Genomic DNA, 24,129 nt, shown 5'->3' with positions numbered 1-24,129 from the left:
CGATGTGGTGCGCTCCGCCGGGCGGAGGGTTCACCACGCGGCGGCCAGGAAGCCGACGGTGATCAGCGTCGGGCCGGCGATGGCGGCGGCCACTGCCCACCGGCGGTGCCGGCGACCGGGCAGCCGTGCCGACCCGGTCCACCGGACGATGCCGGCGGCGCAGGCCAGCACCACCAGCAGACCGGGCAGCCACCGCAGGTGCCGGCCCACGCCGACGTCCGCGTACGCGGTGCCGCTGTCCGGGCCGGTCATCCGCGCCGGCAGCGCGGTGCCGTCCGTGCGCTGATCGACGGGCACGCCGCTGACCCGGACACCATGGGCGATGAACAGCCCGTCCTCGGCAGTGAAGATCCCCCGGCACCGCAGGGTGAGCCCGCCGCCGGAACAGTCGTCGATCACCACGGTGCCCGTCCGGGCGTGCCCGACCGCGAGCCAGAACGGGCCGGCGCTGACCCAGGCGAAGAAGGCCGCGACCAGGCTCAGCACCACCAGCGCGGCGAGCCCGGGCAACGGATCCGGCGGTGGGGGTGTGCGGCTGGGTGCCCGGCGCCGCGCCAGCCGGAAGCCGCGGAGCCGTGCCGGTGCCGCGTCCTTGCGGACCGGGGTGCCGTCCCAGTGCACCTGCTCGATCGGCGCCCAGAAAGCGCCGCCGTCGTCGTCCGGCGGGTCGCCGTCGGGCCCGTGGTCGCGCTGCCGGCGGCCCTGCTCTCGGACCGGCACCCGACGCGGCACCGCGTCCACCGGCGCGCCGGTGGTCGGCTCCACCTCCACAGGCTCCGCGCCGGTTGGTGCCGCGCCGGTCGGCGAGCCTGACGAGCCGGGCCGGACCGGGCTGGGTACGGGTGCCCCCGGGGTCGGACGAGTCGGTGTGGGTGACGGTGCCGCCGGCGCGGGGCGGGCCGGGGCGGCGGACCTCCCTGCCGGGGTGGGCCGCTGTGTCCCCGGGTCGGCGCTGCGCACGAACCGAGGTTGCGGTGGGACCCCGGCGACCCGGGACACGGCGGGCTCGGGCCCCGGGTCGTCGCCGACCGCCGACCCGGTGGGACAGTCCTCGTGGTCCCGCGCCGCTCCTCTGCCCGTCACGACGTTCATTGCACACCGCGCCAGGAGATGAAACGGGCAGGTGAGCCGCGTGTCGACGACAAATCGGACCAACGGGCGAGGTGGTCGGCCCGGTCCGACGGTCGGGCACCCCCCATTGGTTCGCGAACGCCCCGGACGGGTCACTAGGCTCACTGCTCATGAGTCACGTTCTCGCGGCAGTGGCCTGGCCGTACGCCAACGGCCCCCGCCACATCGGCCACGTCTCCGGTTTCGGCGTTCCCTCCGACGTCTTCGCCCGGTACATGCGCATGGCCGGCCACGACGTGCTCATGGTCTCCGGCACCGACGAGCACGGCACCCCGATCCAGGTGCAGGCCGACGCCGACGGGGTGACCCCGCGCGAGCTGGCCGACCGGTACAACAGGGTGATCGTCGAGGACCTGCACGGCCTCGGCCTCTCGTACGACCTGTTCACCCGCACCACCACCCGCAACCACTACGCGGTGGTGCAGGAGCTGTTCGAGGGGATGTACCGCAACGGCTACATCGTGCCGAAGACCACCATGGGCGCGATCTCCCCGTCCACCGGGCGCACCCTGCCCGACCGCTACATCGAGGGCACCTGCCCGATCTGCGGGTACGACAGCGCCCGCGGTGACCAGTGCGACAACTGCGGCAACCAGCTCGACCCGATCGACCTGATCAACCCGAAGTCGCGGATCAACGGGGAAACTCCGAAGTTCGTCGAGACCGAGCACTTCTTCCTGGACCTGCCGGCCCTGGCCGAGGTGCTGCGGCAGTGGCTGGACACCCGCGAGGGGTGGCGGCCCAACGTGCTGCGGTTCTCCCGCAACCTGCTCGACGACCTCCAGCCCCGGGCGATCACCCGTGACCTGGAGTGGGGCGTGCCGATCCCGCTCGACGGCTGGCGCGACCGGTCGGACAAGCGGATCTACGTGTGGTTCGACGCCGTGATCGGCTACCTGTCCGCCTCGATCGAGTGGGCCCGTCGCTCCGGCGACCCGGACGCGTGGCGGAAGTACTGGTCCGCCGACGGCGCGGGGAAGGACGCCCAGTCGTACTACTTCATGGGCAAGGACAACATCGTCTTCCACTCGGTGATCTGGCCGGCGCTGCTCTCCGGCTACTCCGGCGAGGGCTCCCGCGACGGTGAGCCGGGCGAGCTGGGTCGGCTCAACCTGCCCACCGAGGTGGTCTCGAGCGAGTACCTGACCATGGAGGGGCGCAAGTTCTCCTCGTCCCGCAAGGTGGTCATCTACGTTCGCGACTTCCTGGAGCGCTACGACGCCGACGCGCTGCGCTACTTCATCGCCGCCGCCGGCCCGGAGAGCAACGACACCGACTTCACCTGGGCCGAGTTCCTGCGCCGCAACAACGACGAGTTGGTCGCCGGTTGGGGCAACCTGGTCAACCGGTGCGTCTCGATGGCCGCGAAGAACTTCGGGGCGATCCCGCCGGTCGACCCGGCCGGGCTCACCGAGGCCGACGAGGCGCTGCTCGCCGTCGCTCGGACCGGGTTCACCACTGTCGGCGACCTGATCGGCCGGCACCGCCAGAAGCAGGCGATCGGCGAGGCCATGAAGGTGGTCGCCGAGGCCAACAGGTACCTCTCCGAGCAGGCGCCATGGAAGCTCAAGGACGAGGCGGACAAGCCCCGGATGGGCACCATCCTGCACGTCGCCCTTCAGGTGATCAGCGACGCCAACACGCTGCTCACCCCGTTCCTGCCGCACTCCGCGCAACAGGTGCACGAGCTGCTCGGGGGCACCGGCGTGCACGCGCCGATGCCGGTGATCGAGCAGGTCGACGACCTGGACGGCGGCCCGGCGTACCCGGTGCTCACCGGGGACTACACAGTCGGCGCGCGCTGGGAGTCGGTGTCGATCGAGGCGGGTCGCCCGCTGGCCGCGCCGAAGCCGGTGTTCCGCAAGCTCGACCCGTCGATCGTCGACGAGGAACTGGCCCGGCTCGCCGACTGAGCGTGCGACGCGCGGCGGCGGGTGCCCCGCCGCCGCGCGCTGTCACATCGCGTACCGGGTGTCCATCACCTGGTCGTCGGTCACCTCGGCGCCCGGCGCCCAGGCCTCGTAGACGCCGCGTTCCTGACACTGCGCGCCGGTCGTGACCACCGTGTCCGGGTTCGGGTAGCGCAGGCGCACCCGCAGCCAGCCGGCCTCCTCCCGCAGCACCAGGCACGGCACCCCCCGCCACTGGGCGAACCGGAGCCGGCGAGCCACCGCGTCCACCGGGTAACGGGCCGCCCGGGTCATCGCCAGCACCCGGAACCCACCGGGTAGGTCGGCGACCGCCTCGTACTCGCTGTCGCCGTACATGCCGACCAGCTGGGTGGAGCGGGGAGCGTCTGCGTTCGGCACGTACTCCTGGTCCGGGGAGAGGCCCGGCACCGAGGCCAGCAGGTGCCGCCACTGCGGACCCACCATCCGCAGCCACCCGCGCTGTTCGGCCTGGTAGGTGTAGAGCACCACCTCCACCCCCTCCGCCGGGTACGCGATGAGGGCGGCGTTCGCCGGCATCGGCAGGTCGGCGAAGTCCCTGGTGATGAACTCCGGGATGAGCTGACCGTTGCTGGGCACGAAGCCGGTGCCGAGCACCGGGGCGCCGAGCCGGTCCCGGGCGGCCAGCGCGGTCAGGCCGCGGTGTGCCGGGCCCACCGGCACGTCGTAGTCACCCGGGTCGGACGCGCGCCAGCGCAGCGCGTACGCCACGTCCGGGCCGTCCCGGCCAGCGTCGCCATCGGTACGCAGCACCGTCGTCGTCGCCGGCGTACGCAGGTGCGCCACATCGTGCTCGCGGTAGCAGAAGCCGTGCGGCAGCCAACCCCGTACGTAGCCGGCGAGCTGCTGGGCCGAGAGCACCTTCATCATCCGGGTGCCCCGCCGGACCACCGCCGACGCGCGCGCCTCAACCAGCATCGGGTCGCCCGCCGTCGCCGGCTGCTGGCTGAGCTGGTGCAGGTACGCCCAACCCCGCTCGCGGTGAGCGGGGATCAGTAGCGGCGTCTCCGGCTCGTCGGCCGGCTCGGTGGCACCGTGCACAGCTGTCACCTCGGTGACGTGCACGAACCGGTGCCACGGCAGGGCGCTGCCCGGGCGGGGCGCCCACTCGAAGCCGGCCACCTCGTCGGCGCTGAACAACTCGTACGCGGCGCCTCGGGCGATCTCCTCGGCCGGGTAGAGACCGCCGCCGAACGCCACGTGCAGTCCGGTCCGTTCGCCGGCGCTGCCACCGGCCTGGGGGGTGACGCTCATGCCGTCGCCTCGCTGCTCGGTGGGATGAGGTCCGCACGCTGTCGCGTCCGCTCGTGAGCGACCGTAGAGTCGCACGGCGTAGCCCGGGTGAACGTCGGGTGGCGGGCAGATGGACAGGCCCGGTGTGTGATGCTGTCGCTGATGAGCGAGCCCACTGAATCCCGTCGCGAGCGTGCCGCCCGGCGGGCCGGAGAGTTTCCGCCCGCCCCCGAGGCGTTGCCCCGGGCGGTGCTGGACAGCCACACCCACCTGGACATCACTGTCAGCGAGGCCGGCGTGCCCGGCGGCGGGCCGGCCGACGACCCAGTTGCCGTGGCCATCGCGTTGGCAACGAAGGTCGGCGTGGACCGGCTGGTCCAGGTGGGTGTCGACGTCGCCTCCTCGCGGTGGGGCGCGGACACCGCCGACCGGTACCCGGCCGTGCTGGCCACCGTGGCGCTGCACCCCAACGAGGCACCCCGGCTCAGCGACCTCGACGAGGCGTTGCGGGAGATCGAGTCACTCGCCGCCCGCGATCGGGTCCGGGGGATCGGCGAGACCGGAATGGACTTCTTCCGGACCGGGGACGAGGGGCGTGCCGCGCAGGAGCAGAGTTTCCGGGCGCACATCGCCATCGCCAAGCGGTACGGCAAGACGCTGGTCATCCACGATCGCGACGCGCACGCCGACGTGCTGCGGATCCTCGACGACGAGGGTGCTCCCGACCGGGTGGTGCTGCACTGCTTCTCCGGCGACGCCGACTTCGCCCGCGAGTGCGTCCGCCGCGGCTACCTGTTGAGCTTCGCCGGCACCGTCACCTTCGGCAGCGCGACGGCGCTGCGCGAGGCCGCCGCGCTCACCCCGGCGGATCAGATGCTGGTGGAGACCGACGCCCCGTACCTCACCCCGATGCCGTACCGCGGCCGGCCGAACGCGTCGTACCTGATTCCGCTCACCGTCCGCGCGCTCGCCGCGACCACCGGCAGTGACCTGGACGAGCTGTGCGCGGCCATCTCCGCCACCGGCGACCGGGCCTTCGGCCCGTGGTGAGCCCGGCTCGACGGTCGGCACCGACCCCGTCGCTACGCTGCCAGCCATGACCGGTCTCCTCGGCCCGGCGGAGATCCGGGAACTCGCCGCCCGGCTGGGCGTCGCGCCCACCAAGAAGCTGGGCCAGAACTTCGTGCACGACCCGAACACGGTGCGCCGGATCGTGACCGCCGCCGGCCTGACCCCCGACGACGTCGCCCTGGAGGTGGGGCCCGGGCTCGGCTCGCTGACCCTGGGGTTGCTGCCGGTCGCCGGGCACGTGCACGCCGTGGAGATCGACCCGGTGCTCGCCGGGGCGCTACCGGAGACCGTCGCGCGGCACGCCGGGGCTGACGCCGCCCGGCTCACAGTGCACCGCGCGGACGCGCTGCGTATCGCCGCCGCCGAGCTGGCCGACCCGGCGCCGACAGCGCTGGTGGCGAACCTGCCCTACAACGTGGCCGTGCCAGTGGTGCTGCACCTGCTCGCCGTGCTGCCCAGCCTGCGACGCGGCCTGGTGATGGTGCAGAAGGAGGTCGCCGACCGGCTCGTCGCCGGTCCCGGCTCCAAGGTGTACGGCATTCCGTCGGTGAAGCTCGCCTGGTACGCCCAGGCCCGGGGCGCCGGCAAGGTGCCGCCGAACGTGTTCTGGCCGGTGCCCAACGTCGACTCCGGTCTGGTCTCCTTCACCTGCCACGAGCCGCCCCGCACCGACGTACCGCGGGAGCGGGTCTTCGCCGTGGTGGACGCGGCGTTCGCGCAGCGGCGCAAGACGCTGCGCGCCGCGTTGGCCGGCTGGGCCGGTGGCGCGGACCGGGCCGCCGCGGCGCTCACCGCCGCCGGCGTCGACCCCGGCGCCCGTGGGGAGTCACTGACCGTCGAGCAGTTCGCTGCCATCGCCGCGTCGGCTCCGGTCGGTACGCCGGCCGGGAAGTAGGCTGACGCGGTGCCCGCCCAGGACGCTGAGGAGCTGATCGTGGCCAAGCCGTTCGACATCCGCCTGCGCGTGCGGGACATCACCCCGTGACCGAGGCCTGGCGACCGGACGACGACGAGCGACGGGGGGCCATCGGCCCGGTGCGGGTGCGGGTGCCCGCGAAGGTCAACCTGCACCTCGGGGTGGGCCCGCTGCGCCGGGACGGCTACCACGAGCTGAACACGATCTACCACGCCATCTCGATCTACGACGAGCTGACGGCCCGCCGGGGCGACACCCTCGCCCTGACCATGGAGGGTGAGGGCACCGGCGAGCTGGCCCTGGACGACACCAACCTGGTGATCCGCGCCGCGCACGCCCTCGCCGGGTACGCGGGGGTGCTGCCGCACGCCCGACTGCACCTGCGCAAGCAGATCCCGCTCGCCGGTGGGTTGGCCGGCGGTAGCGCCGACGCGGCCGCCGCGCTGGTGGCCTGCGACGCGCTCTGGGGCACCGGGCTGTCCCGCGACGAGCTGGCCGGCATCGCCGCCGACCTCGGCTCCGACGTGCCGTTCCTGATCTACGGTGGCACCGCGCTGGGCACCGGCCGGGGTGAGGCGATCAGCCCCGTGCTGGCCCGCCCCACCTCCTGGCACTGGGTGGTGGCGATCGCCGACGGCGGCCTGTCCACCCCGACCGCGTACCGGGAGCTGGATCGGCTCCGCGACTCCGGCGCCGCCGGCGCCCCGCTGGGCAGCACCGACGCGCTGCTGGGCGCGCTGCGCCAGCGTGACCCCCGGGTGCTCGCCCGTACGCTCGGCAACGACCTCCAGGACGCCGCGCTGGCCATGCGCCCGGCGCTGGCCGACACGCTGAAGGCCGGCGAGGCGGCCGGTGCGCTCACCGGCATCGTCTCCGGCTCCGGCCCGACCTGCGTGTTTCTCGCCGCCAACGCGGCCGACGCGGAGCGGATCGCCGCCGAGCTGACCGCCGCGGGCGTCTGCCGGGAGGCGCGGGTCGCGCACGGTCCGGTAGCCGGCGCCCGCGTCGGCTGACGACGCGTTCCACCGGAGCTGCTGGCGCGCGGCGCGGGCGTCCGGGGCTTCCGCGTACCCTTGGGAAAGGCGTCCAGGTGCCCGCCGGCACCGGGACGCCTTGATCATGAAGGGTGGAACGTGGCGAACATCGTCAATCTGGACCGGGTGTCCAAGGGGTACGGCGCCGCCGGGCGGCTGCTCACGGACGTCTCGCTCGGCCTGGACGACGCCGACCGGATCGGCGTGGTCGGCCTCAACGGCGCCGGCAAGTCCACCCTGTTGCGACTGCTCACCAAGCAGGAGGACCCCGACGACGGTCGGGTGACCCACCGCCGTGACCTGCGTGTGCTCTGGCTGCCGCAGCAGCTCGCCCTCGCCCCCGAGGCCACCGTCCGGGACGTGGTGCTCGGCACCGCCTGGCTCGCCGAGGGCATGGGCGCCGAGCACGAGTGGGCCGGCGACTCCGGGGTGCGGGCCATCCTCGACGGCCTCGGCATGCCGCACCTCGGCCTCGACCAGCCGGTCGGCCCGATGTCCGGTGGCGAACGCCGCCGGGTGGCGCTCGCCGCGCTGCTCGTGCGCGACTCCGACCTGCTCATCCTCGACGAGCCCACCAACCACCTGGACGTCGGCGGGGTCGACTGGCTGGCCCGGCACCTGGTCGGCCGCAAGGGCGCCCTGGTCGTGGTCACCCACGACCGGTGGTTCCTGGACGCGGTCTGCACCAACACCTGGGAGGTCGCCGACCAGACCGTCCGCGCCTACGAGGGTGGCTTCGCCGCCTGGACCCTCGCCCGTGCCGAGCGTGAGCGGGTCGCCGCCGCCACCGAGGCCCGCCGGCAGAACCTGCTCCGCAAGGAGATCGCCTGGCTGCGTCGTGGCCCACCCGCCCGGACCTCCAAGCCGCAGTTCCGCATCGACGCCGCGAACGCGTTGATCGCCGACGTGCCGCCGGCGCGCGACACCATGTCGTTGCAGCGGATGGCCACCTCGCGGTTGGGCAAGCAGGTGTACGACCTGGAGAACGTCGAGCTGCACGCCGGCCCGAAGGAGATCCTTCGCGACGTCACCTGGCTGGTCGGCCCCGGCGACCGGATCGCGATCCTCGGCGCCAACGGCGCTGGCAAGACCACGCTGCTGCGGATGCTCGCCGGCATCACCCGCCCCGACGGCGGTCGCCTCGGCACCGGCTCCACAGTGCGGCCCGCGTTCCTCTCCCAGGAGCTCACCGAGCTGCCCGGGCACCTACGGGTGCTGGAGGCGGTGGAGGAGGTCGCCCGCCGGGTTCAGCTCGGCGACCGGGAGGTCTCCGCTTCGCAGCTCGCCGAGGTGTTCGGCTTCGACGACCGCCGCCTCTGGACCCCGGTCAGTGACCTCTCCGGTGGGGAACGCCGCCGGTTGCAGATGCTGCGGCTGCTGGCCGGCGAGCCCAACGTGCTGCTCTTCGACGAGCCCACCAACGACCTGGACACGGACACCCTCGCCTCGCTGGAGGACCTGCTCGACTCGTGGCCCGGCACGATCATCGTGGCCAGCCACGACCGGTACCTGATCGAGCGGGTCACCGACACGGCGTACGGGATGTTCGGCGACGGTCGGCTGGTGCACCTGCCGGGTGGCGTGGACGAATACCTCGCGCGGACCGCCGAGCGGGCCGGCTCTCCTCGGGCGGGCGCCACCTCGACCTCCGCGTCCGCTGCCCCCTCGGGAGGTGGCATGTCCGCCGCCGAGGTCCGTCAGGCCCGCAAGGAGCTGACCCGGCTGGAGCGGCAGCTCAGCAAGCTCGACCAGCGCGAGACCACGCTGCTCGATCAGCTCGCGGCGGACGCCACGGACTACGCCCGGGTCGCCGAGTTGGACACCCAGCTCAAGGATCTGCGCGCCGAGCGGGAGCGGATCGAGGAGAGCTGGATGACCCTCGCCGAGGACCTGCCCGAGAGCTGACCGGCCGGGCGCGCCGGCCCGGGCCCCGTGTGCGGCGTCACACCACCACATGCGAGACAATCGTCGGCGACACCTACCCCACGGCGTTGGAGACACAGACATGGCACACACCCCCGTCAACCACCCCGCGCGGCCGATCTACCGGGCGATCGGCGGGCTGACCGGTCTGTACCTGGTCGTCTTCGGTGCGCTCGGCATCATCGCGAGCACCGGCAACGAGATCCTCGCCCAGGACGACACCCGGGTCCTCGGTCAGGGCACCAACCTCGGCTTCTCGCTGCTCAGCGTGCTGCTCGGGATCATCGTGCTGGTCGGCACCGCGCTCGGCCGCAACATCGACGTGGCGATCAACCAGTGGCTGGCGTACAGCCTCATGGTGGTCAGCCTGGCCGGTCTCGCGTTCATCCGGACCGACGCCAACATCTTCAACTTCAGCATCACCACGGTGGTCGTGGTGATGACTGCCGCCCTGGTGCTGCTCATGGTCGGCATGTACGGCAAGGTCGGCACCGAGGATGAGGCGGAGGCGTTCCAGAAGGCTCGTCTGGTTCTCTGAGCCCTTTTGGTTGCGGCCGTGGGTTTTCGCCGGAGCCCGAGCTGCTCCGGGCGGTCAGGCTTGATCCCTGCGCAGCTCGGGCTCCGGCGAAACCCTGACCCGGTCCAGCCTTCGGCGGACCTTCCGGCTTTGTGGTTCTTCGGACAGTCGGTCCTGCCTTGGGCGACAATTCCCCTGAAACGGTCACATCAGGGGGTCTGGGCATGCCGCATTTTCCGGTCAACCATCCGGCACGGCCGCTCTACCGGGTCCTCTCCGGGCTGATCGGCGTCTACATCCTGGTCTTCGGCGTGTGGGGCGTCGCCGAGACGATCGGGGATCCGCTCTTTGCCCGCACCAGCACCTGGGCCCTCGGCCTCCGGACCAACCTGGCCTTCTCGCTCGCCTCGGTGATCTTCGGGATCGTCCTGATCATCGGGGCCTCGCGGCGTACCAACCTCGGCCACTACATGAACCTCACAGCGGGCGTGGTGTTCCTGGTGACCAGCATCCTGATGATGTCGGTGCTGCAGACCGAAGCGAACTTTCTCAACTTCTCGATGTCGACAGTGGTCGTGTCGATGCTGTTCGGCCTGATCCTGCTCGGCACCGGCCTCTACGACAAGGTCGGCCCACCGGAATCCGCCGAGGCGGAGTTGGAGCACCGGAAGCACCCGGTGGCCGACGTGCACCGCCGCTGATCGAGGTCAGTTGCGCCGCGCGGTGATCAGCGTCGGCTTGGCCTCCAGGTGCGACAACCCGTTCCAGGCCAGGTTGACGAGGTGCGCCGCCACCGTCTCCTTGCGCGGCTTACGCACCTCCAACCACCAGCGACCGGTCAACGCCACCATGCCGACCAGCGCCTGCGAGTACAGCTCGGCGAGCTTCGGGTCGTACCCGCGGCTCTTGTACTCCGCGCCCAGGATGTGCTCGACCTGGTGCGCCACGTCGTTCATGACGCTGCTGAAGTTGGCAGTGCCGGACATCAGCGGCGACTCGCGGACCAGCACCCGGAAACCGCTGGTCTCCTCCTCGATGTAGGTCAGCAGGGCGAGCGCCGCTTGTTCCAGCAGCTCCCGCGGATGCCCTGCGGTCAACGCCGTGGTGATCCGGTCCAACAGGGCCCGGACCTCCCGGTCCACCACCACCGCGTAGAGCCCTTCCTTGCCACCGAAGTGCTCGTAGACCACCGGCTTGGAGACCTTGGCGCGGGCCGCCACCTCCTCGATGGAGGTGGCGTCGAAGCCGCGTTCGGCGAAGAGCTGCCGGCCGGTCGCGATCAACTGCTCCCGGCGTTGGGCCGCCGACATGCGGACCCGGGAGGGAGCTTTGGCCTTCGGCGCCGCCGTCGGCGTCGCCCGTCGGCCGCCGACAGCTGCCGCCGCGTCGTCGCTGACCTCGGGCATGTCGCCGCCTCGCTGGCGCTCGGTGACGCCCTGCCGTGGAATGGTTCCTCCGCTGTGCCCGTTCACGTCGTCGCCTCACTGTCGGGCGGTTCGACCGCCCTGACGCGCCGTTCGACCGTACCCGGATCGGGCTCGGCTCCCCGTCCGCCGAGCCGCCCGGTCCCCCCGCATGGCTCGGTCACCCGGCCATCCTGCCAGGCGGCATCCCCGTGCACCGCCCGGTTTCAGTGGGGTGCGACAGGCTTCACCAGCTTGGCGGCGAGTCGCTCGGGCTTCGGCCAGCGCACCTGCGTCGCCGCGCCGGTCTTCTCGAACAACCAGATCACCCGGGCGGAGATGTCCACCTGACCGCGCAACACGCCGTGCCGGGCGCTGGTCGGGTCGGCGTGGTGCAGGTTGTGCCAGCTCTCGCCGAACGACAGGATCGCCAGCGGCCAGAAGTTCGACGCGCGGTCGCCCTGGCGCATCGCGAACGGACGTTCACCGTAGACGTGGCACACCGAGTTGATCGCCCAGGTGACGTGGTGCAGCAGGCCGATCCGGACCAGCCCGGCCCAGAAGAACGCGGTCAGCGCGCCCTGCCAGGACCAGGTCACCAGGCCGCCGATCAGCGCCGGGCCGAGCAGTGAGATGGCCACCAGCGCGGGAAAGAGTCGGTCGACGCGGCTGATGTCCCGGTCGGCGATGAGGTCCGGTGCGAAACGCCCGCGATTGGACAGCTCCCGGCGGAACAGCCAGCCCACGTGCGCATGGAACAGGCCCCGGGTCAACGCCCAGAAGCTGGTGCCGAAGCGCCACGGCGAGTGCGGGTCGCCCTCCAGGTCGGAGAACGCGTGGTGACGCCTGTGGTCGGCGACCCACTGAATGATCTCGCCCTGCACCGCAAGCGATCCCGCGACCGCCAGAGTCACCCGAAGCCACCGCTTGGCCTTGAACGAGCCGTGCGTGAAGTAGCGGTGGAAACCGACGGTGATGCCGAGCCCGGAGACGACGTACCAGACCAGGCCGATGATGACGTCGGTCCAGCCCAGCCAGCCGCCCCACGCCACCGGCACGGCGATCAGCAGGGCGACGAAGGGGATCACCACGAAGGCCCAGAGGGCCGCCAGGATGCCGGGGGACTGGCTGCCGTCGGTGAGTGGTTTGGGGCCGGGGCCGGCGGTGTTGGAATCGAGCAGAGCAGTGGACATGGGACCTCGCAGGGGGATGGTAACGATCACGAAGCTACGCCTACGTCACCGTAACTTACGGCACCGTAGATCGCACGAGGAACTTTCGAAACGTCTTCGCGTAACTGCTCGAAGTCGCAGGTCAGCCGGCTCCGTGGCGGGTGCCTGGCCGGTCCGGGAAGAGGGCGGTTGAGGCGCGGGCCGACGACCCCCGGAAGACCGGCGGCATCGACCACTCGCCCTGCGGCGGGATGAGCGCTGGCATCCGACAGCGGGGGCGCTAAGGTGTAGCGGCGGGATGTCCATCCCCTGTGCGACGTGCTCGCGTCGCTGATCGGCCGTGGTGTAATTGGCAACACCCGGGTCTTTGGTACCCGTATTTCAGGTTCGAACCCTGGCGGCCGAGCTGCCCACCTACGTCCGCTTTAGGGTCCGGTGGGGGTAAGAGAGGAACGTGCCGGGCCTCGCGGCTAGCATGGCCGCGAGAGTGTCCGCCGTCCCGACGGGAGCCACGTCGTGCCCCAGCCCCACCTCCGTACCGTCGTCGTACTTGCCGCCGGTGAGGGTAAGCGGATGAAGTCGGCACTGCCCAAGGTGCTGCACCCCCTGCTCGGTCGGACGCTCCTCGGTCACGTGCTGAGCGCCGCCGCACCGTTGGGCGCGGACCGCACAGTCGTCGTGGTGGGCCACGGCGCCGACCAGGTGCGGGCGCACCTGTCCGAGGTCGCCCCGGACGCCACTCCGGTGCTCCAGGCCGAGCAGCTCGGCACCGGGCATGCCGTACGAATCGCTCTGGAGGCCGTACCGGACGGTGCCGGCACCGTCGTGGTGATCAACGGTGACGTGCCCCTGCTGCGACCCGAGACGGTGGGCGCGCTGGTGACCGCGCACGAGGAGGCCTCCGCGGCGGCCACCGTGCTGGCCGCCGAGGTGCCCGACCCGACCGGCCTGGGACGGATCGTGCGGGACGCCGACGGTCGCTTGGAGCAGATCGTCGAGGAGCGTGACGCCGACACGACGCAGCGCGCCATCCGGGAGATCAACGCCGGCATCTACGCGTTCGACGCCGTGCGGCTGCGCGAGGCGCTGGGCAAGCTCTCCACCGACAACGACCAGGGCGAGGAGTACCTGACCGACGTCTTCGGTCTGCTCCGTTCCGCCGGTGAGCCGGTCGCGGTGCACGTTGCCGTGGACCACGTCGAGACGTTGGGCTGCAACGACCGGGTGGAGCTGTCCACGCTGCGTCGACTACTGCGCGACCGGATCAACGAGGCGTGGATGCGCACCGGGGTGAGCCTGCTCGACCCCGCCACCACCTGGATCGACGTGACTGTCGCGCTGGACCGGGACGCGGTGGTCGACCAGAACACCCAGTTGCGCGGCGGCACTGTGGTCGGCGCGGGCGCGCTGATCGGGCCGGACGTCACCCTGATCGACACGATCGTCGGCCCCGCCGCGTCGGTGATCCGCAGTCACGCCGTCGGCGCCGAGGTGGGCGCGGGCGCAACCGTCGGGCCGTACGCGTACCTGCGGCCGGCCGCCCAGTTGGCCGAGAAGGCGAAGGTCGGCACGTTCGTCGAGGTGAAGAACTCGCAGATCGGCGCCGGCGCGAAGGTGCCGCACCTGACGTACGTCGGCGACGCGACGATCGGCGAGCAGACCAACATCGGCGCCGCGTCGGTCTTCGTGAACTACGACGGGGTCAACAAGCACCGCACCGTGATCGGCAGCCACGCGCGGACCGGTGCGGACAACATGTTCGTGGCACCGGTCGAGGTGGGCGATGGGGCGTACACGGCGGCTGGTTCGGTGATCGTCGACGACGTGCCGGCCGGAGCGATGGGCGTCGCCCGGGCGCGCCAGCGCAACATCGAGGGCTGGGTGGTCAAGCGGCGCGCCGGCACTGCCGCGGCGGAGGCGGCGCAGCGGGCCCGCGACGCGAAGGATGAGCAGCCGACCGGCGACGCGAAGGGTGCGTCCGGTACGACTGGTGCCGCAAGCCACAGTGAGGCAATCCACGGTGCGACCGAGACGGTGGGCGGCGCATCCGGCGCGGGAGATACTGCAACCGAATAGTCCCCGACCCACCACCACCGGGTCGGGTACCGCCGACATAACGGGAGCAGACGGGCCCATGGGCAGCATCGTCGCCGAAAACCGCAAAAGCCTGATGCTCTTTTCCGGACGTGGCTTTCCGGAGTTGGCCAAGGAGATCGGCGAGGTGCTCGGCGTCGCGCCGACGCCGGCCGACGCGTACGAGTTCGCCAACGGCGAGCTCTTCGTACGGTTCAAGGACTCGGTACGTGGTTCGGACGCCTTCGTGGTGCAGTCCGTCACGCACGGGGTGAACACCTGGGTCATGGAGACCCTGATCATGGTGGACGCGCTGAAGCGGGGGTCCGCCAAGCGGATCACAGTGGTGCTGCCGTTCTACCCGTACGCCCGTCAGGACAAGAAGCACCGTGGTCGGGAGCCGATCTCGGCCCGACTGGTGGCGGACCTGCTGAAGACCGCCGGCGCGAACCGCATCCTCACCGTCGACCTGCACACCGCGCAGATCCAGGGCTTCTTCGACGGCCCGGTGGACCACCTCTTCGCCATGGACATCCTGGCCGAGTACGTGGAACACAAGTACGCCGGCCGGCCGATGACAGTGGTGGCACCGGACTCGGGTCGGGTGCGGGTGGCAGAGCGGTGGACCGACCGGCTGGGCGGCTGCCCGCTGGCGTTCATCCACAAGACCCGTGACCCGATGAAGCCGAACCAGGTCGTGGCGAACCGGGTCGTCGGCGAGGTGGAGGGCCGGGTCTGCCTGATCGTCGACGACATGATCGACACCGGGGGCACCATCGCCAAGGCCGCCGACATCCTCAAGGAGTCGGGCGCTGCGGAGATCGTGGTCGCGTCCACCCACGCGCTGCTGTCCGACCCGGCCACCGAGCGGTTGAAGAACAGCTCGATCAGCGAGATCGTGGTGACGAACACCCTGCCGCTCCCGCCGGAGAAGCAGCTGGACAAGCTCACGGTGCTGTCGATCGCGCCGCTGCTGGCGCGTGCGATCCGCGAGGTCTTCGACGACGGCTCGGTGACCACCCTCTTCGGTGGCCTGAGCTGAGCCTGAGCCCCGTTTCCGTCACTCGACACGCTGGCGGGGGCGGGGCTGGCAAACTGGTCGAAACGGGGCCGGCACGCTGGTGGGAGCACCACCGACGCGCCGGTCCTGAGCCGTGATCGGGGACTGCCGGAAACCCTGGAAACAGCTCGGGTAGACTGGTGCGGTTGCCACGGCGAGGGTGCCCGGCGGGCCGCTGAAAAGCGCCGCACGGAGGCACCGTCATCGACGCGGTGCTCCGGGCAGTCGTTCATGACGCATGAGCCCCAGCGAGCCCCTCGCCCCAGCACCGTTAGACGACAAGCCGCCGCAGCGAAAAGCATCAGGAGTTTCCCCGTGTCCGAGGTAAAGATCAGCGCCGAGCCCCGTACCGAGTTCGGCAAGGGTGGTGCCCGCCGTACCCGCCGGGCCGGCAAGGTGCCCGCCGTGCTGTACGGCCACGGCGAGAAGCCCAAGCACATCGCGCTGCCGTCGCGGGAGTTCGCCGCCGCGATCCGCAAGGGTGGTGCCAACCAGCTCTTCGCGATCGACATCGCCGACGGCACCCAGGTGCTGGCGCTGCCGAAGGCGATCCAGCGTGACCCGATCCGCGACACCTTCGAGCACGTCGACCTGATCCTGGTCCGCCGGGGCGAGAAGGTCACCGTCGAGGTCCCGGTCCAGCTGACCGGCGAGGCCGCCCGGGACACCCTGATCGTGCACGACCACGACACCCTCTCGGTGACCGCGGACGCCACCAAGGTTCCGGACCACCTCGAGGCGTCGATCGAGGGCCTGGAGGCGGGCACCCTGGTGACTGCCGGCGATGTCGAGCTGCCGACCGGCGTCGAGCTGGCCGTCGACTCGGAGCTGACCGTCGCGTCGATCACCGCCGCCCCGACCGCCGAGCAGCTCGAGGCGACGCTGCCCGAGGTCGAGACCGCCACCGACGAGGCCGAGGCCGAGGCCGGCGAGACCACCGAGGGCTCCGAGGGCGCGGACACCGAGGCTGCCGCCGAGGCCACCGAGGCGCGCACCGAGGCCTGATCGGTTCGTACTGTGCGACAGGCGTCCCCGAATGTTCGGGGGCGCCTGTCGGCATATCGGGAGTCGATGGGATGGGCGTCGGAAGGGACAGGTAGTGACGGACGAGGCGGGGCCGTGGCTGGTGGTCGGCCTGGGCAACCCGGGTCGGGAGTACGCCGGCAACCGGCACAACGTCGGGTTCATGGTGGCCGAACTGCTGGCCGGGCGGGTGGGTGCGCGTTTCGGCCGGCACAAGCGGGCGGTGGCCGAGGTGGCCGAGGCGCGGCTGGGGTTCGGCGGGCCGAAGCTGGTGCTGGTCAAGCCACTGACGTACATGAACCTGTCCGGCGGGCCGGTCGCAGCGTTGGCACAGTTCTACAAGGTGCCGACCGCGCAGGTGATCGCGGTGCATGACGAGCTGGACATCGACTTCGGTCAGGTGCGGATCAAGTTCGGCGGCGGCGAGGGCGGGCACAACGGCCTGCGCTCGATGTCGAAGTCGTTGGGGACCAAGGACTACGCCCGGGTGCGGTTCGGCGTCGGCCGACCGCCGGGGCGCCAGGATCCGGCGGATTACGTGCTGTCGGATTTCGGCGCGGCCGAGCGCAAGGAGTTGGATTTCCTGGTGGACCGGGCCGCCGACGTGGTGGAGTCGGTGATCACCAAGGGTGTGGAGCCGACCCAGAACCTCTACCACGGCGGCTGAGCCGGGCGGGGCGTACCCGAATCGGAAACGGCGGGCCGGTAGTCTGCGCCTTTCAGCGTGCCGCGACCGGCGACGCGAGTCGCGGCGGATCGGCCCGTGCGGGCAGCGCGGCGAGGCGACGGGAGCGGACAGATGAGCAGTCCTCCGATGATCGATGGCGCGTTCGCCCGATGGTTGGCGTCCCGGGCTGGGCAGGCGTTGCTCGACCTGCGTACGGAGATGGGTTTCGCCGACGCCGGTGCGCTGAAGTCGGCCGGGGACAAGGTGTCGCACGACCTGATCCGCACGGAGTTGGCGAAGTGGCGTCCGGGTGACGCGGTGCTCTCCGAGGAGGACGAGGGCTCGCGGATGGCCTGGGCCGCTGAGGTGAACACCGGAGCGGTGTCCCGGTTGAACGCGGACCGGGTGTGGATCGTCGACCCGCTGGACGGCACCCGGGAGTTCTCCGAGGAGGGGCGCTCGGACTGGGCGGTGCACGTGGCGCTCTGGGCGCGCAACGCGCCGAGCCCGCACGGGCTGGTCGCCGGGGCGGTGGGGTTGCCGGCGCAGCACCGGGTGCTGGGCACCGACTACCCGCCGGCGTACCCGCCGATGACTGTGGAGGCGGCGACGGCCGGCGAGCGGAAGATCCGCCTGGCCGCAAGCCGGAGCCGGCCACCGGTCTTCCTGACCGATCTGGCCGAGGACGTCGGGGCGCACCTGGTGCCGATGGGCTCGGCCGGAGCGAAAATCGCCGCAGTGGTCACCGGTGAGGTGGACGCGTACATCCACGCAGGTGGGCAGTACGAGTGGGACTCCGCAGCCCCGATCGCTGTGGCGACGGCCACCGGACTGCACGCTTCCCGGATCGACGGTTCTGCGCTGAAATACAACGAGGCGGATCCGCGGCTGCCCGACCTCCTGGTCTGCCGCAAGGATCTCGCCACCCGGTTGCTTGCAGCGTTGCAGAAACATTCCGGGTAGCCTGAGCGAACTTTCTTGACATGCCCGACCGGAAAGGTCTGGAAATCGGATGAGCGAGCGAATCGAGCCGGTGTCATGACCACCCCCGCGGCGTACCAGGTCTCCCACCTGGACGCCTTGGAAGCGGAGAGCATCTTCGTGATGCGCGAGGTGGTCGCCGAGATGGAACGCCCGGTGATGCTCTTCTCCGGTGGCAAGGACTCGATCGTCATGCTGCGGCTCGCGCAGAAGGCGTTCGCACCGGCCAACGTCCCCTTCCCGGTGATGCACGTCGACACCGGGCACAACTTCCCCGAGGTCCTGGAATACCGCGACCAACGGGTTGCCGAGCTCGGGTTGCAACTCGTGGTGGCGAGCGTGCCGGAGGCCCTGGCCAGCGGCATGGTCCGAGAGTCCGGTGACGGCATGCGTAACCGGATCCAGACACCGGTGCTGCTGGACGCGGTGGAGAAGCACCGCTTCGACGCGCTGTTCGGTGGCGCCCGCCGGGACGAGGAGAAGGCCCGGGCGAAGGAGCGGGTGTTCAGCTTCCGGGACGAGTTCGGTCAGTGGGACCCGAAGAACCAGCGACCGGAGTTGTGGTCGCTCTACAACGGCCGGCACCACCCGGGCGAGTCGATCCGCGTCTTCCCGCTGTCCAACTGGACCGAGCTGGACGTCTGGCACTACATCGCCCGGGAGCGCATCCCGCTGCCGTCGATCTACTACGCGCACGAGCGTGAGGTGATCGAGCGGGACGGCATGTTCTACGCCGTCAACGAGTTCTTCCGTCCCCGCGCGGGTGAGGAGCGGTTCAAGGCGCAGGTGCGCTACCGCACCGTCGGCGACGCCTCCTGCACCGCCGCGGTCCGTTCCGAGGCGGACACCGTGGAGAAGGTCATCGAGGAGGTGGCGGCCACCCGGATCACCGAGCGTGGCGCCACCCGTGGTGACGACCGGGTCAGTGAGGCCGCCATGGAAGACCGCAAGCGGGAGGGCTACTTCTGATGAGCACCGAGATCGTGGCGTCCGCGAATGCGGAGGCCCGGGCTGCCACCGGGGCCGGGCCGGAGGCCCGGGCTATGGACCTGCTGAGGTTCGCCACCGCCGGCAGCGTGGACGACGGGAAGTCGACCCTGATCGGGCGGCTGCTCTACGACACCAAGTCGCTCTTCACCGACCAGTTGGCCGCCGTGGAGGCGGTCAGCGCGGCCCGTGGTGACGAATACACCAACCTGGCGTTGCTCACCGACGGTCTGCGGGCCGAGCGGGAGCAGGGCATCACCATCGACGTGGCGTACCGGTACTTCGCCACCCCCCGGCGCAAGTTCATCATCGCCGACACTCCGGGCCACATCCAGTACACCCGCAACATGGTCACCGGCGCGTCGACGGCGGACCTGGCGTTGATCCTGGTGGACGCGCGCAAGGGCCTCGTCGAGCAGTCCCGCCGGCACGCGTTCCTCTGCTCCCTGCTGCGGGTGCCGCACCTGGTCCTCTGTGTCAACAAGATGGACCTGGTCGACTGGTCGCAGGAGGTCTACGAGCGGATCGCCGACGAGTTCACAGCGTTCGCGGCAAAGCTCGACGCACCGGACCTGACAGTGGTGCCGGTCTCCGCGTTGCGCGGCGACAACATCGTCACCCGGTCGGACAACATGCCCTGGTACGAGGGCCCGTCGCTGCTGCACCACCTGGAGCGGGTGCACATCGCCAGCGACCGCAACCTGGTCGACGTCCGGTTCCCGGTGCAGTACGTGATCCGTCCGCAGTCCACCACTGTCACCGACTACCGCGGCTACGCCGGCCAGGTCGCCTCCGGCGTGCTGAAGCCGGGTGACGAGGTGATGGTGCTGCCCTCCGGCTTCACCAGCCGGATCGCCGCCGTGGAGACCGCCGACGGGCCGGTGCCGGAAGCGTTCCCGCCGATGTCGGTGACGGTACGACTGGCCGACGAGATCGACATCTCGCGGGGTGACCTGATCTGCCGGCCGAACAACGCACCGGCGGTGGCGCAGGACATCGAGGCGATGGTCTGCTGGATGGACGAGACGGCCCCGTTGCGGGTCGGCGCCCGGTACGCGATCAAGCACACCACCCGGTCGGCACGGGCGATCGTGCGCGGGCTGCACTACCGGCTGGACATCAACTCCCTGCACCGCGACGAGTCCGCCGACGAACTGCGGCTCAACGAGATCGGCCGGGTGCGACTGCGCACGACGGTGCCGCTGCTGGCCGACGAGTACCGCCGTAACCGCACCACCGGCGGTTTCGTCATCATCGACGAGGCGACCAACCGCACGGTGGGCGCCGCCATGATCGTCGAAGCCAGCTAACCCCACCCCGCCGGCAAGCCCGAGCCCGCCCGCCCGCCCGCAAGATCGCGCTCGATCCATGAAGTAGTGGCCTCACCCATCGGGTGAGGCCACTACTTCCATGAACAAGCACGATCCCCACCCCACCCCGCCTCCCACTCCCCCTCCCACCCCTCCGCCTGCGGCGGATGATCAAGAGGTTTGCGTCAGGATTCGGGCCCGAATTGACGCAAACCTCTTGATCACCGGCTGGGGAGGGGGGTGGGGGTGGGTGAGAGGGGGTGGGTGGGGGCGGTTCGGGTTAGGGCAGGCGGGTGGCGCCGGGGGAGGGGAGAACCGTCACGGTGCCGGGGGCGGTGAAATCTCGTTGCGCGTACGCGTCGGTCACGGCGGCGGCTACCGCGTCGGCACTGTCGGCCTCGATCAGCGCGAGCACGCAGCCGCCGAAGCCGCCCCCGGTCATCCGGGCACCCAGCGCGCCAGCCGCCAATGCCGCCTCGACCGCGGTGTCGATCTCCGGCACGGTGATCTCGAAGTCGTCACGCATCGAGACGTGGGAGGCCGTCAGCAGCGGACCGATGTCGCGGACCCGGGCGGCGCGGAGCAGCGCCACAGTGTCCAGTACGCGCTGGTCCTCGGTCACCACGTGCCGGACTCGTCGCCGGGTCTCCTCGTCGTCGAGCTGCGCCAACGCGGCATCGAGCTGGTCGACGCCCACGTCGCGGAGGGCGGCAACGCCGAGCGCGTTGGCCCCGGCCTCACAGGAGCGACGGCGGGCCGCGTACTCCCCGTCGGCGTGGCGGTGCGGCGCCCGGCTGTCGATGACCAGCACAGCCAGCCCGTCGGCGTCCAGGTCGAACGGGATGTGCTCGACCGACTCGTCGCGACAGTCCAGGAAGAGGGCGTGCCCGGCGCGGCAACGGATGGCCGCGGACTGGTCCATGATCCCGGTCGGCGCGCCCACGTAGACGTTCTCCGCCCGTTGCGCCAGCCGGGGTTGCAGTTCGGGGGCGAGCTCCAGCTCGCCGAGGTCGAGCAGGGCGGCCAGCACTGCCGACTCCAGCGCGGCCGAGGAGGAGAGCCCGGCGCCCAGTGGCACGTCGGAGGCGATCGCCAGCCGAGCGCCCGGCACCGGGTGACCGGCCTCGCGCAGCGCCCAGACCACGCCCGCGACGTACGCGCCCCAGCCGGTGACCCGACCCGGCTCGGCGACGTCGTCCGCGCCGAAGGTGATCGCCTCGCCGGAGAGCTCGGACCAGACCGTCCAGTGCTCCCCGTCCTGCCGGTCGGCAGCGACGACGGTACGCATCGGCAGGGCGAACGGCAGCACGAAACCTTCGTTGTAGTCGGTGTGCTCACCGATCAGGTTGACCCGGCCCGGGGCCGCCCAGCGGCCGGCAGCCTCGGCACCGAACTGCGCGGAGAAGCCGGCCGTAGCCCGCTCGGCGACATCATTGCTCGGGTGATTCATGACTGGCCCAGGATGTGCGTGCGGTAGAACGCCCAGGCATCCCCGACCATGTCGTGCAGGGTCGGCTTCTGCGGCACCCAGCCCAGCTCCTCGCGGGCCAGCGCGGACGACGCCACCAGCTCGGCCGGGTCGCCCTCGCGGCGCGGGGCGACCTCGACGGGCAGTTGGTGCCCGGTGACCTCGCGGACCACGTCGACGACCTGCCGGTTGGTGAAGCCGTTGCCGTTGCCCAGGTTGTAGATCCGGTGCTGGCCGCCGGTGGCCGCGTCCAGCGCCAGCAGATGCGCGCGGGCCAGGTCGGCGACGTGGATGTAGTCGCGGACGCAGGTGCCGTCGACTGTGGGGTAGTCGTCCCCGAAGAGCTGGAGCTTCTCCCGCCGGCCGGCGGCGACGTCCAGCGCGATCGGGATCAGGTGCGTCTCCGGGTCGTGCCGCTCGCCGAGTGTGATCTCGCCGTCGAGGTGGGCGCCGGCCACGTTGAAGTAGCGCAGCGACACGGCGGCCAGCCCGTGCGCGATCGCCTCGGAGGTGAGTGCCATGTCGGCGGCGAGTTTGGTGGCGCCGTACGTGTTGGTGGGCGCCTTTACCGCGTTCTCGGTGATGGGCAGCTCGGTGGGGTTGCCGTAGACGGCGGCGGTGGAGGAGAAGACCATTCGGGGCACCCCGGCGGCCCTTACCGCGTCGATCAGGGCGAGCGTGCCGATGGTGTTGTTGTGCCAGTACAGCTCCGGCTTGACCATCGACTCGCCGGCGGCGATCAGGGCGGCGAAGTGCAGCACCCCGTCGAACCCGGCGCTCGCGGTGATGACCCGGGCGGCGTCGTGGATGGACGCCTCCACGTGGGTGGCGTCCGGGGCGAGGGCCTCGCGGTGGCCGGTGCGCAGGTCGTCCAGGATGACCACCTGGTGACCCGCGTCGAGCAGCATCCGGGTCACCACGCTCCCGATGAAGCCGGCGCCCCCGGTGACGAGCAGTTTCACGTCGTTGCCTCCTGCCTGGCCCGCCCGGGACGTGGCCCTTCGGTGATCACACTAGGGCGGTGGTCGGCGCTCTCGCCGTTGCCACCGTCAACCCCATTCCATCATAATCTCTCATGATTAAACAGAGCCGAACATCTCTCCGCCGCTCCGCGTGATCCCCGGCGTGGTGGGCCCACGGTGTCTACCATCTCTGTCATGCGGGAAGCGGCCCGTACCGGGCTCCGGCGACACGCGCGGGCACACCCCCGCCGCGACCCTGGCCCGCTCGCCCGGGCCGTCGCCCGGGTGCTGGTGCGCGCCGCGGATGGCGCCACCCGACTCGTCACCGATCTGCTCGGGACCGGTCCGACGGCCGGCCGGGAGCACATCTCCGAGGCTGATCTGCGGGACCTGGTGGCGGCGAACACGGTGCTCGACCCGGACGAGCGGCGGATCATCGACGAGGTCCTGGTGGCCGGTGCCAGTCTGATCCGCGAGGTGATGATGCCGCGCACCGAGGTGGTCTTCCTCCCGGCGCGGCTGACCATCGTCGAAGCCGCCCGACTGGTCCGCGCCGAAACGCACACCCGTTACCCGGTCACCGACGGCACGCACGACGACGTGGTCGGCTTCGTGCACCTCCGTGACGTACTGCTGCGCCCGGACGCCGACCCGTGCGTCACCGTCGGCGAGTTGGCCCGCGAGGTGAAGCGGCTTCCGGGCAGTAAACGGGTGCTCGCCGCGCTGACCGAGATGCGCCGGGAGGGCCAGCACCTCGCGGTGGTGGTCGACGAGTACGGCGGCACGGCCGGGATCGTCACCCTGGAGGACCTCATCGAGGAGTTGGTCGGCGAGATCCACGACGAGTACGACGCCACCCCGGACCCGGTGCACGCCGGCCTGCCCGCCGTTGTGGACGGCCGCCTCAACCTCGCTGACTTCGCCGAGCGGACCGGGGTGGCCCTACCCGCCGGACCGTACGAGACGGTGGGCGGGTTCGTCATGGCCGCGCTGGGCCGGCTCCCGGTGACCGGCGACGAGGTGCCGGTGCCGGGCGCGCCCACCGCCGAGGTCGGCGCGCCCGATCCGGCCGAGCTGCCGGCCGGCTGGCTGCTGCGGGTCCTCGCGTTGGACGGCCGCCGGGTGGCCCAACTCGCCGTCTCCGCCGCCCGCACCGAGCAGCGCCACGAGCAGAACACCGAACAGAGCACCGAGCAGAGCACCGGGCAGAGCACCGGGCGGCGCCGCGAGTCCGCGTCGGCCTCGGCAG

The 24,129-nt window shown here is 71.2% G+C and carries 20 protein-coding genes, 1 tRNA gene and 1 pseudogene; 16 read left to right on the top strand and 6 right to left on the bottom strand.

Features of this window, described 5'->3' with window-relative positions; genetic code table 11:
• Nucleotides 1-30: 30 nt before the first annotated feature.
• A complete protein-coding gene (locus tag NIE111_RS07090) occupies nt 31-765 on the bottom strand; it encodes a hypothetical protein (protein ID WP_238683610.1) in 735 nt (244 codons plus the stop codon).
• Between the two features lie 476 nt (nt 766-1,241).
• Between NIE111_RS07090 and metG the strand changes: the two genes are divergently transcribed.
• Complete coding sequence (gene metG, locus NIE111_RS07085; RefSeq protein ID WP_238683609.1) at nt 1,242-3,044, top strand: methionine--tRNA ligase; 1,803 nt, start codon at nt 1,242-1,244, stop codon at nt 3,042-3,044.
• Nucleotides 3,045-3,086: 42 nt separating this feature from the next.
• Here the strand turns inward: metG and NIE111_RS07080 are convergent, their stop codons facing one another.
• A complete protein-coding gene (locus tag NIE111_RS07080; protein ID WP_238683608.1) occupies nt 3,087-4,334 on the bottom strand; it encodes a hypothetical protein in 1,248 nt (415 codons plus the stop codon).
• Nucleotides 4,335-4,463: 129 nt separating this feature from the next.
• Between NIE111_RS07080 and NIE111_RS07075 the strand changes: the two genes are divergently transcribed.
• From NIE111_RS07075 to NIE111_RS07050, 6 genes are all read left to right on the top strand, one after another.
• Complete coding sequence (locus NIE111_RS07075; protein WP_238683607.1) at nt 4,464-5,363, top strand: TatD family hydrolase; 900 nt, start codon at nt 4,464-4,466, stop codon at nt 5,361-5,363.
• A 46-nt stretch (nt 5,364-5,409) separates the two neighbouring features.
• The gene (gene rsmA / locus NIE111_RS07070) at nt 5,410-6,279 is read left to right on the top strand and encodes a 16S rRNA (adenine(1518)-N(6)/adenine(1519)-N(6))-dimethyltransferase RsmA (RefSeq protein WP_238683606.1); all 870 of its coding nucleotides are present in this window, start codon (nt 5,410-5,412) and stop codon (nt 6,277-6,279) included.
• Between the two features lie 86 nt (nt 6,280-6,365).
• Nucleotides 6,366-7,313 (top strand): 4-(cytidine 5'-diphospho)-2-C-methyl-D-erythritol kinase, encoded by a 948-nt coding sequence (locus NIE111_RS07065; protein ID WP_238683605.1) that lies wholly within the window; start codon nt 6,366-6,368, stop codon nt 7,311-7,313.
• Nucleotides 7,314-7,433: 120 nt separating this feature from the next.
• Nucleotides 7,434-9,239 (top strand): ABC-F family ATP-binding cassette domain-containing protein, encoded by a 1,806-nt coding sequence (locus NIE111_RS07060; protein WP_238683604.1) that lies wholly within the window; start codon nt 7,434-7,436, stop codon nt 9,237-9,239.
• Between the two features lie 100 nt (nt 9,240-9,339).
• Nucleotides 9,340-9,795: a DUF4383 domain-containing protein gene (locus NIE111_RS07055; RefSeq protein ID WP_238683603.1), complete on the top strand. Its 456-nt coding sequence runs from the start codon at nt 9,340-9,342 to the stop codon at nt 9,793-9,795.
• A gap of 203 nt (nt 9,796-9,998) precedes the next feature.
• A complete protein-coding gene (locus NIE111_RS07050) occupies nt 9,999-10,475 on the top strand; it encodes a DUF4383 domain-containing protein (RefSeq protein ID WP_238683602.1) in 477 nt (158 codons plus the stop codon).
• A gap of 6 nt (nt 10,476-10,481) precedes the next feature.
• Here the strand turns inward: NIE111_RS07050 and NIE111_RS07045 are convergent, their stop codons facing one another.
• Together NIE111_RS07045 and NIE111_RS07040 are read right to left on the bottom strand one after the other, a co-directional pair.
• Nucleotides 10,482-11,180: a TetR/AcrR family transcriptional regulator gene (locus NIE111_RS07045; protein ID WP_238683601.1), complete on the bottom strand. Its 699-nt coding sequence runs from the start codon at nt 11,178-11,180 to the stop codon at nt 10,482-10,484.
• A gap of 224 nt (nt 11,181-11,404) precedes the next feature.
• Entirely contained in the window at nt 11,405-12,370 is a 966-nt protein-coding gene (locus tag NIE111_RS07040; RefSeq protein ID WP_238683600.1) for an acyl-CoA desaturase, read from the bottom strand.
• Between the two features lie 313 nt (nt 12,371-12,683).
• Between NIE111_RS07040 and NIE111_RS07035 the strand changes: the two genes are divergently transcribed.
• The 8 genes from NIE111_RS07035 (at nt 12,684) to NIE111_RS07000 (ending at nt 20,450) form a co-directional block, all read left to right on the top strand.
• Nucleotides 12,684-12,755 (top strand) — tRNA-Gln (locus NIE111_RS07035).
• A gap of 110 nt (nt 12,756-12,865) precedes the next feature.
• A complete protein-coding gene (glmU, locus tag NIE111_RS07030; RefSeq protein ID WP_308193639.1) occupies nt 12,866-14,425 on the top strand; it encodes a bifunctional UDP-N-acetylglucosamine diphosphorylase/glucosamine-1-phosphate N-acetyltransferase GlmU in 1,560 nt (519 codons plus the stop codon).
• Nucleotides 14,426-14,483: 58 nt separating this feature from the next.
• The gene (locus NIE111_RS07025) at nt 14,484-15,464 is read left to right on the top strand and encodes a ribose-phosphate diphosphokinase (protein ID WP_091394633.1); all 981 of its coding nucleotides are present in this window, start codon (nt 14,484-14,486) and stop codon (nt 15,462-15,464) included.
• 333 nt (nt 15,465-15,797) lie between these two features.
• Nucleotides 15,798-16,487, top strand: a complete 690-nt coding sequence (locus tag NIE111_RS07020) for a 50S ribosomal protein L25/general stress protein Ctc (protein ID WP_238683599.1) — start codon at nt 15,798-15,800, stop codon at nt 16,485-16,487.
• Nucleotides 16,488-16,581: 94 nt separating this feature from the next.
• A complete protein-coding gene (gene pth / locus NIE111_RS07015) occupies nt 16,582-17,172 on the top strand; it encodes an aminoacyl-tRNA hydrolase (RefSeq protein WP_238683598.1) in 591 nt (196 codons plus the stop codon).
• Between the two features lie 132 nt (nt 17,173-17,304).
• Nucleotides 17,305-18,135: a 3'(2'),5'-bisphosphate nucleotidase CysQ gene (locus NIE111_RS07010; RefSeq protein WP_238683597.1), complete on the top strand. Its 831-nt coding sequence runs from the start codon at nt 17,305-17,307 to the stop codon at nt 18,133-18,135.
• 75 nt (nt 18,136-18,210) lie between these two features.
• Nucleotides 18,211-19,122: a sulfate adenylyltransferase subunit CysD gene (gene cysD / locus NIE111_RS07005; protein WP_210784774.1), complete on the top strand. Its 912-nt coding sequence runs from the start codon at nt 18,211-18,213 to the stop codon at nt 19,120-19,122.
• Nucleotides 19,122-20,450 (top strand): sulfate adenylyltransferase subunit 1, encoded by a 1,329-nt coding sequence (locus NIE111_RS07000; protein WP_372488293.1) that lies wholly within the window; start codon nt 19,122-19,124, stop codon nt 20,448-20,450. Before cysD ends, NIE111_RS07000 begins: the two co-directional genes overlap by 1 nt.
• A gap of 280 nt (nt 20,451-20,730) precedes the next feature.
• Here NIE111_RS07000 and galK read toward each other — a convergent pair whose 3' ends face one another.
• Both galK and galE read right to left on the bottom strand, forming a co-directional pair.
• Nucleotides 20,731-21,900, bottom strand: a complete 1,170-nt coding sequence (galK, locus tag NIE111_RS06995) for a galactokinase (RefSeq protein ID WP_238683596.1) — start codon at nt 21,898-21,900, stop codon at nt 20,731-20,733.
• Nucleotides 21,897-22,880: a UDP-glucose 4-epimerase GalE gene (galE, locus tag NIE111_RS06990; protein WP_238683595.1), complete on the bottom strand. Its 984-nt coding sequence runs from the start codon at nt 22,878-22,880 to the stop codon at nt 21,897-21,899. The genes galK and galE overlap by 4 nt, the downstream gene beginning before the upstream one ends.
• Nucleotides 22,881-23,075: 195 nt before the next feature.
• Between galE and NIE111_RS06985 the strand changes: the two are divergent.
• Nucleotides 23,076-24,092: pseudogene (locus NIE111_RS06985) on the top strand (hemolysin family protein); the annotation flags it as partial.
• Between the last annotated feature and the right edge of the window lie 37 nt (nt 24,093-24,129).

Source organism: Micromonospora hortensis, assembly GCF_022230935.1.
Lineage (GTDB): Bacteria > Actinomycetota > Actinomycetes > Mycobacteriales > Micromonosporaceae > Micromonospora > Micromonospora hortensis.
Note: the sequence above shows the minus strand (reverse complement) of the source record. Positions and strands in the feature narration are given on the sequence as shown.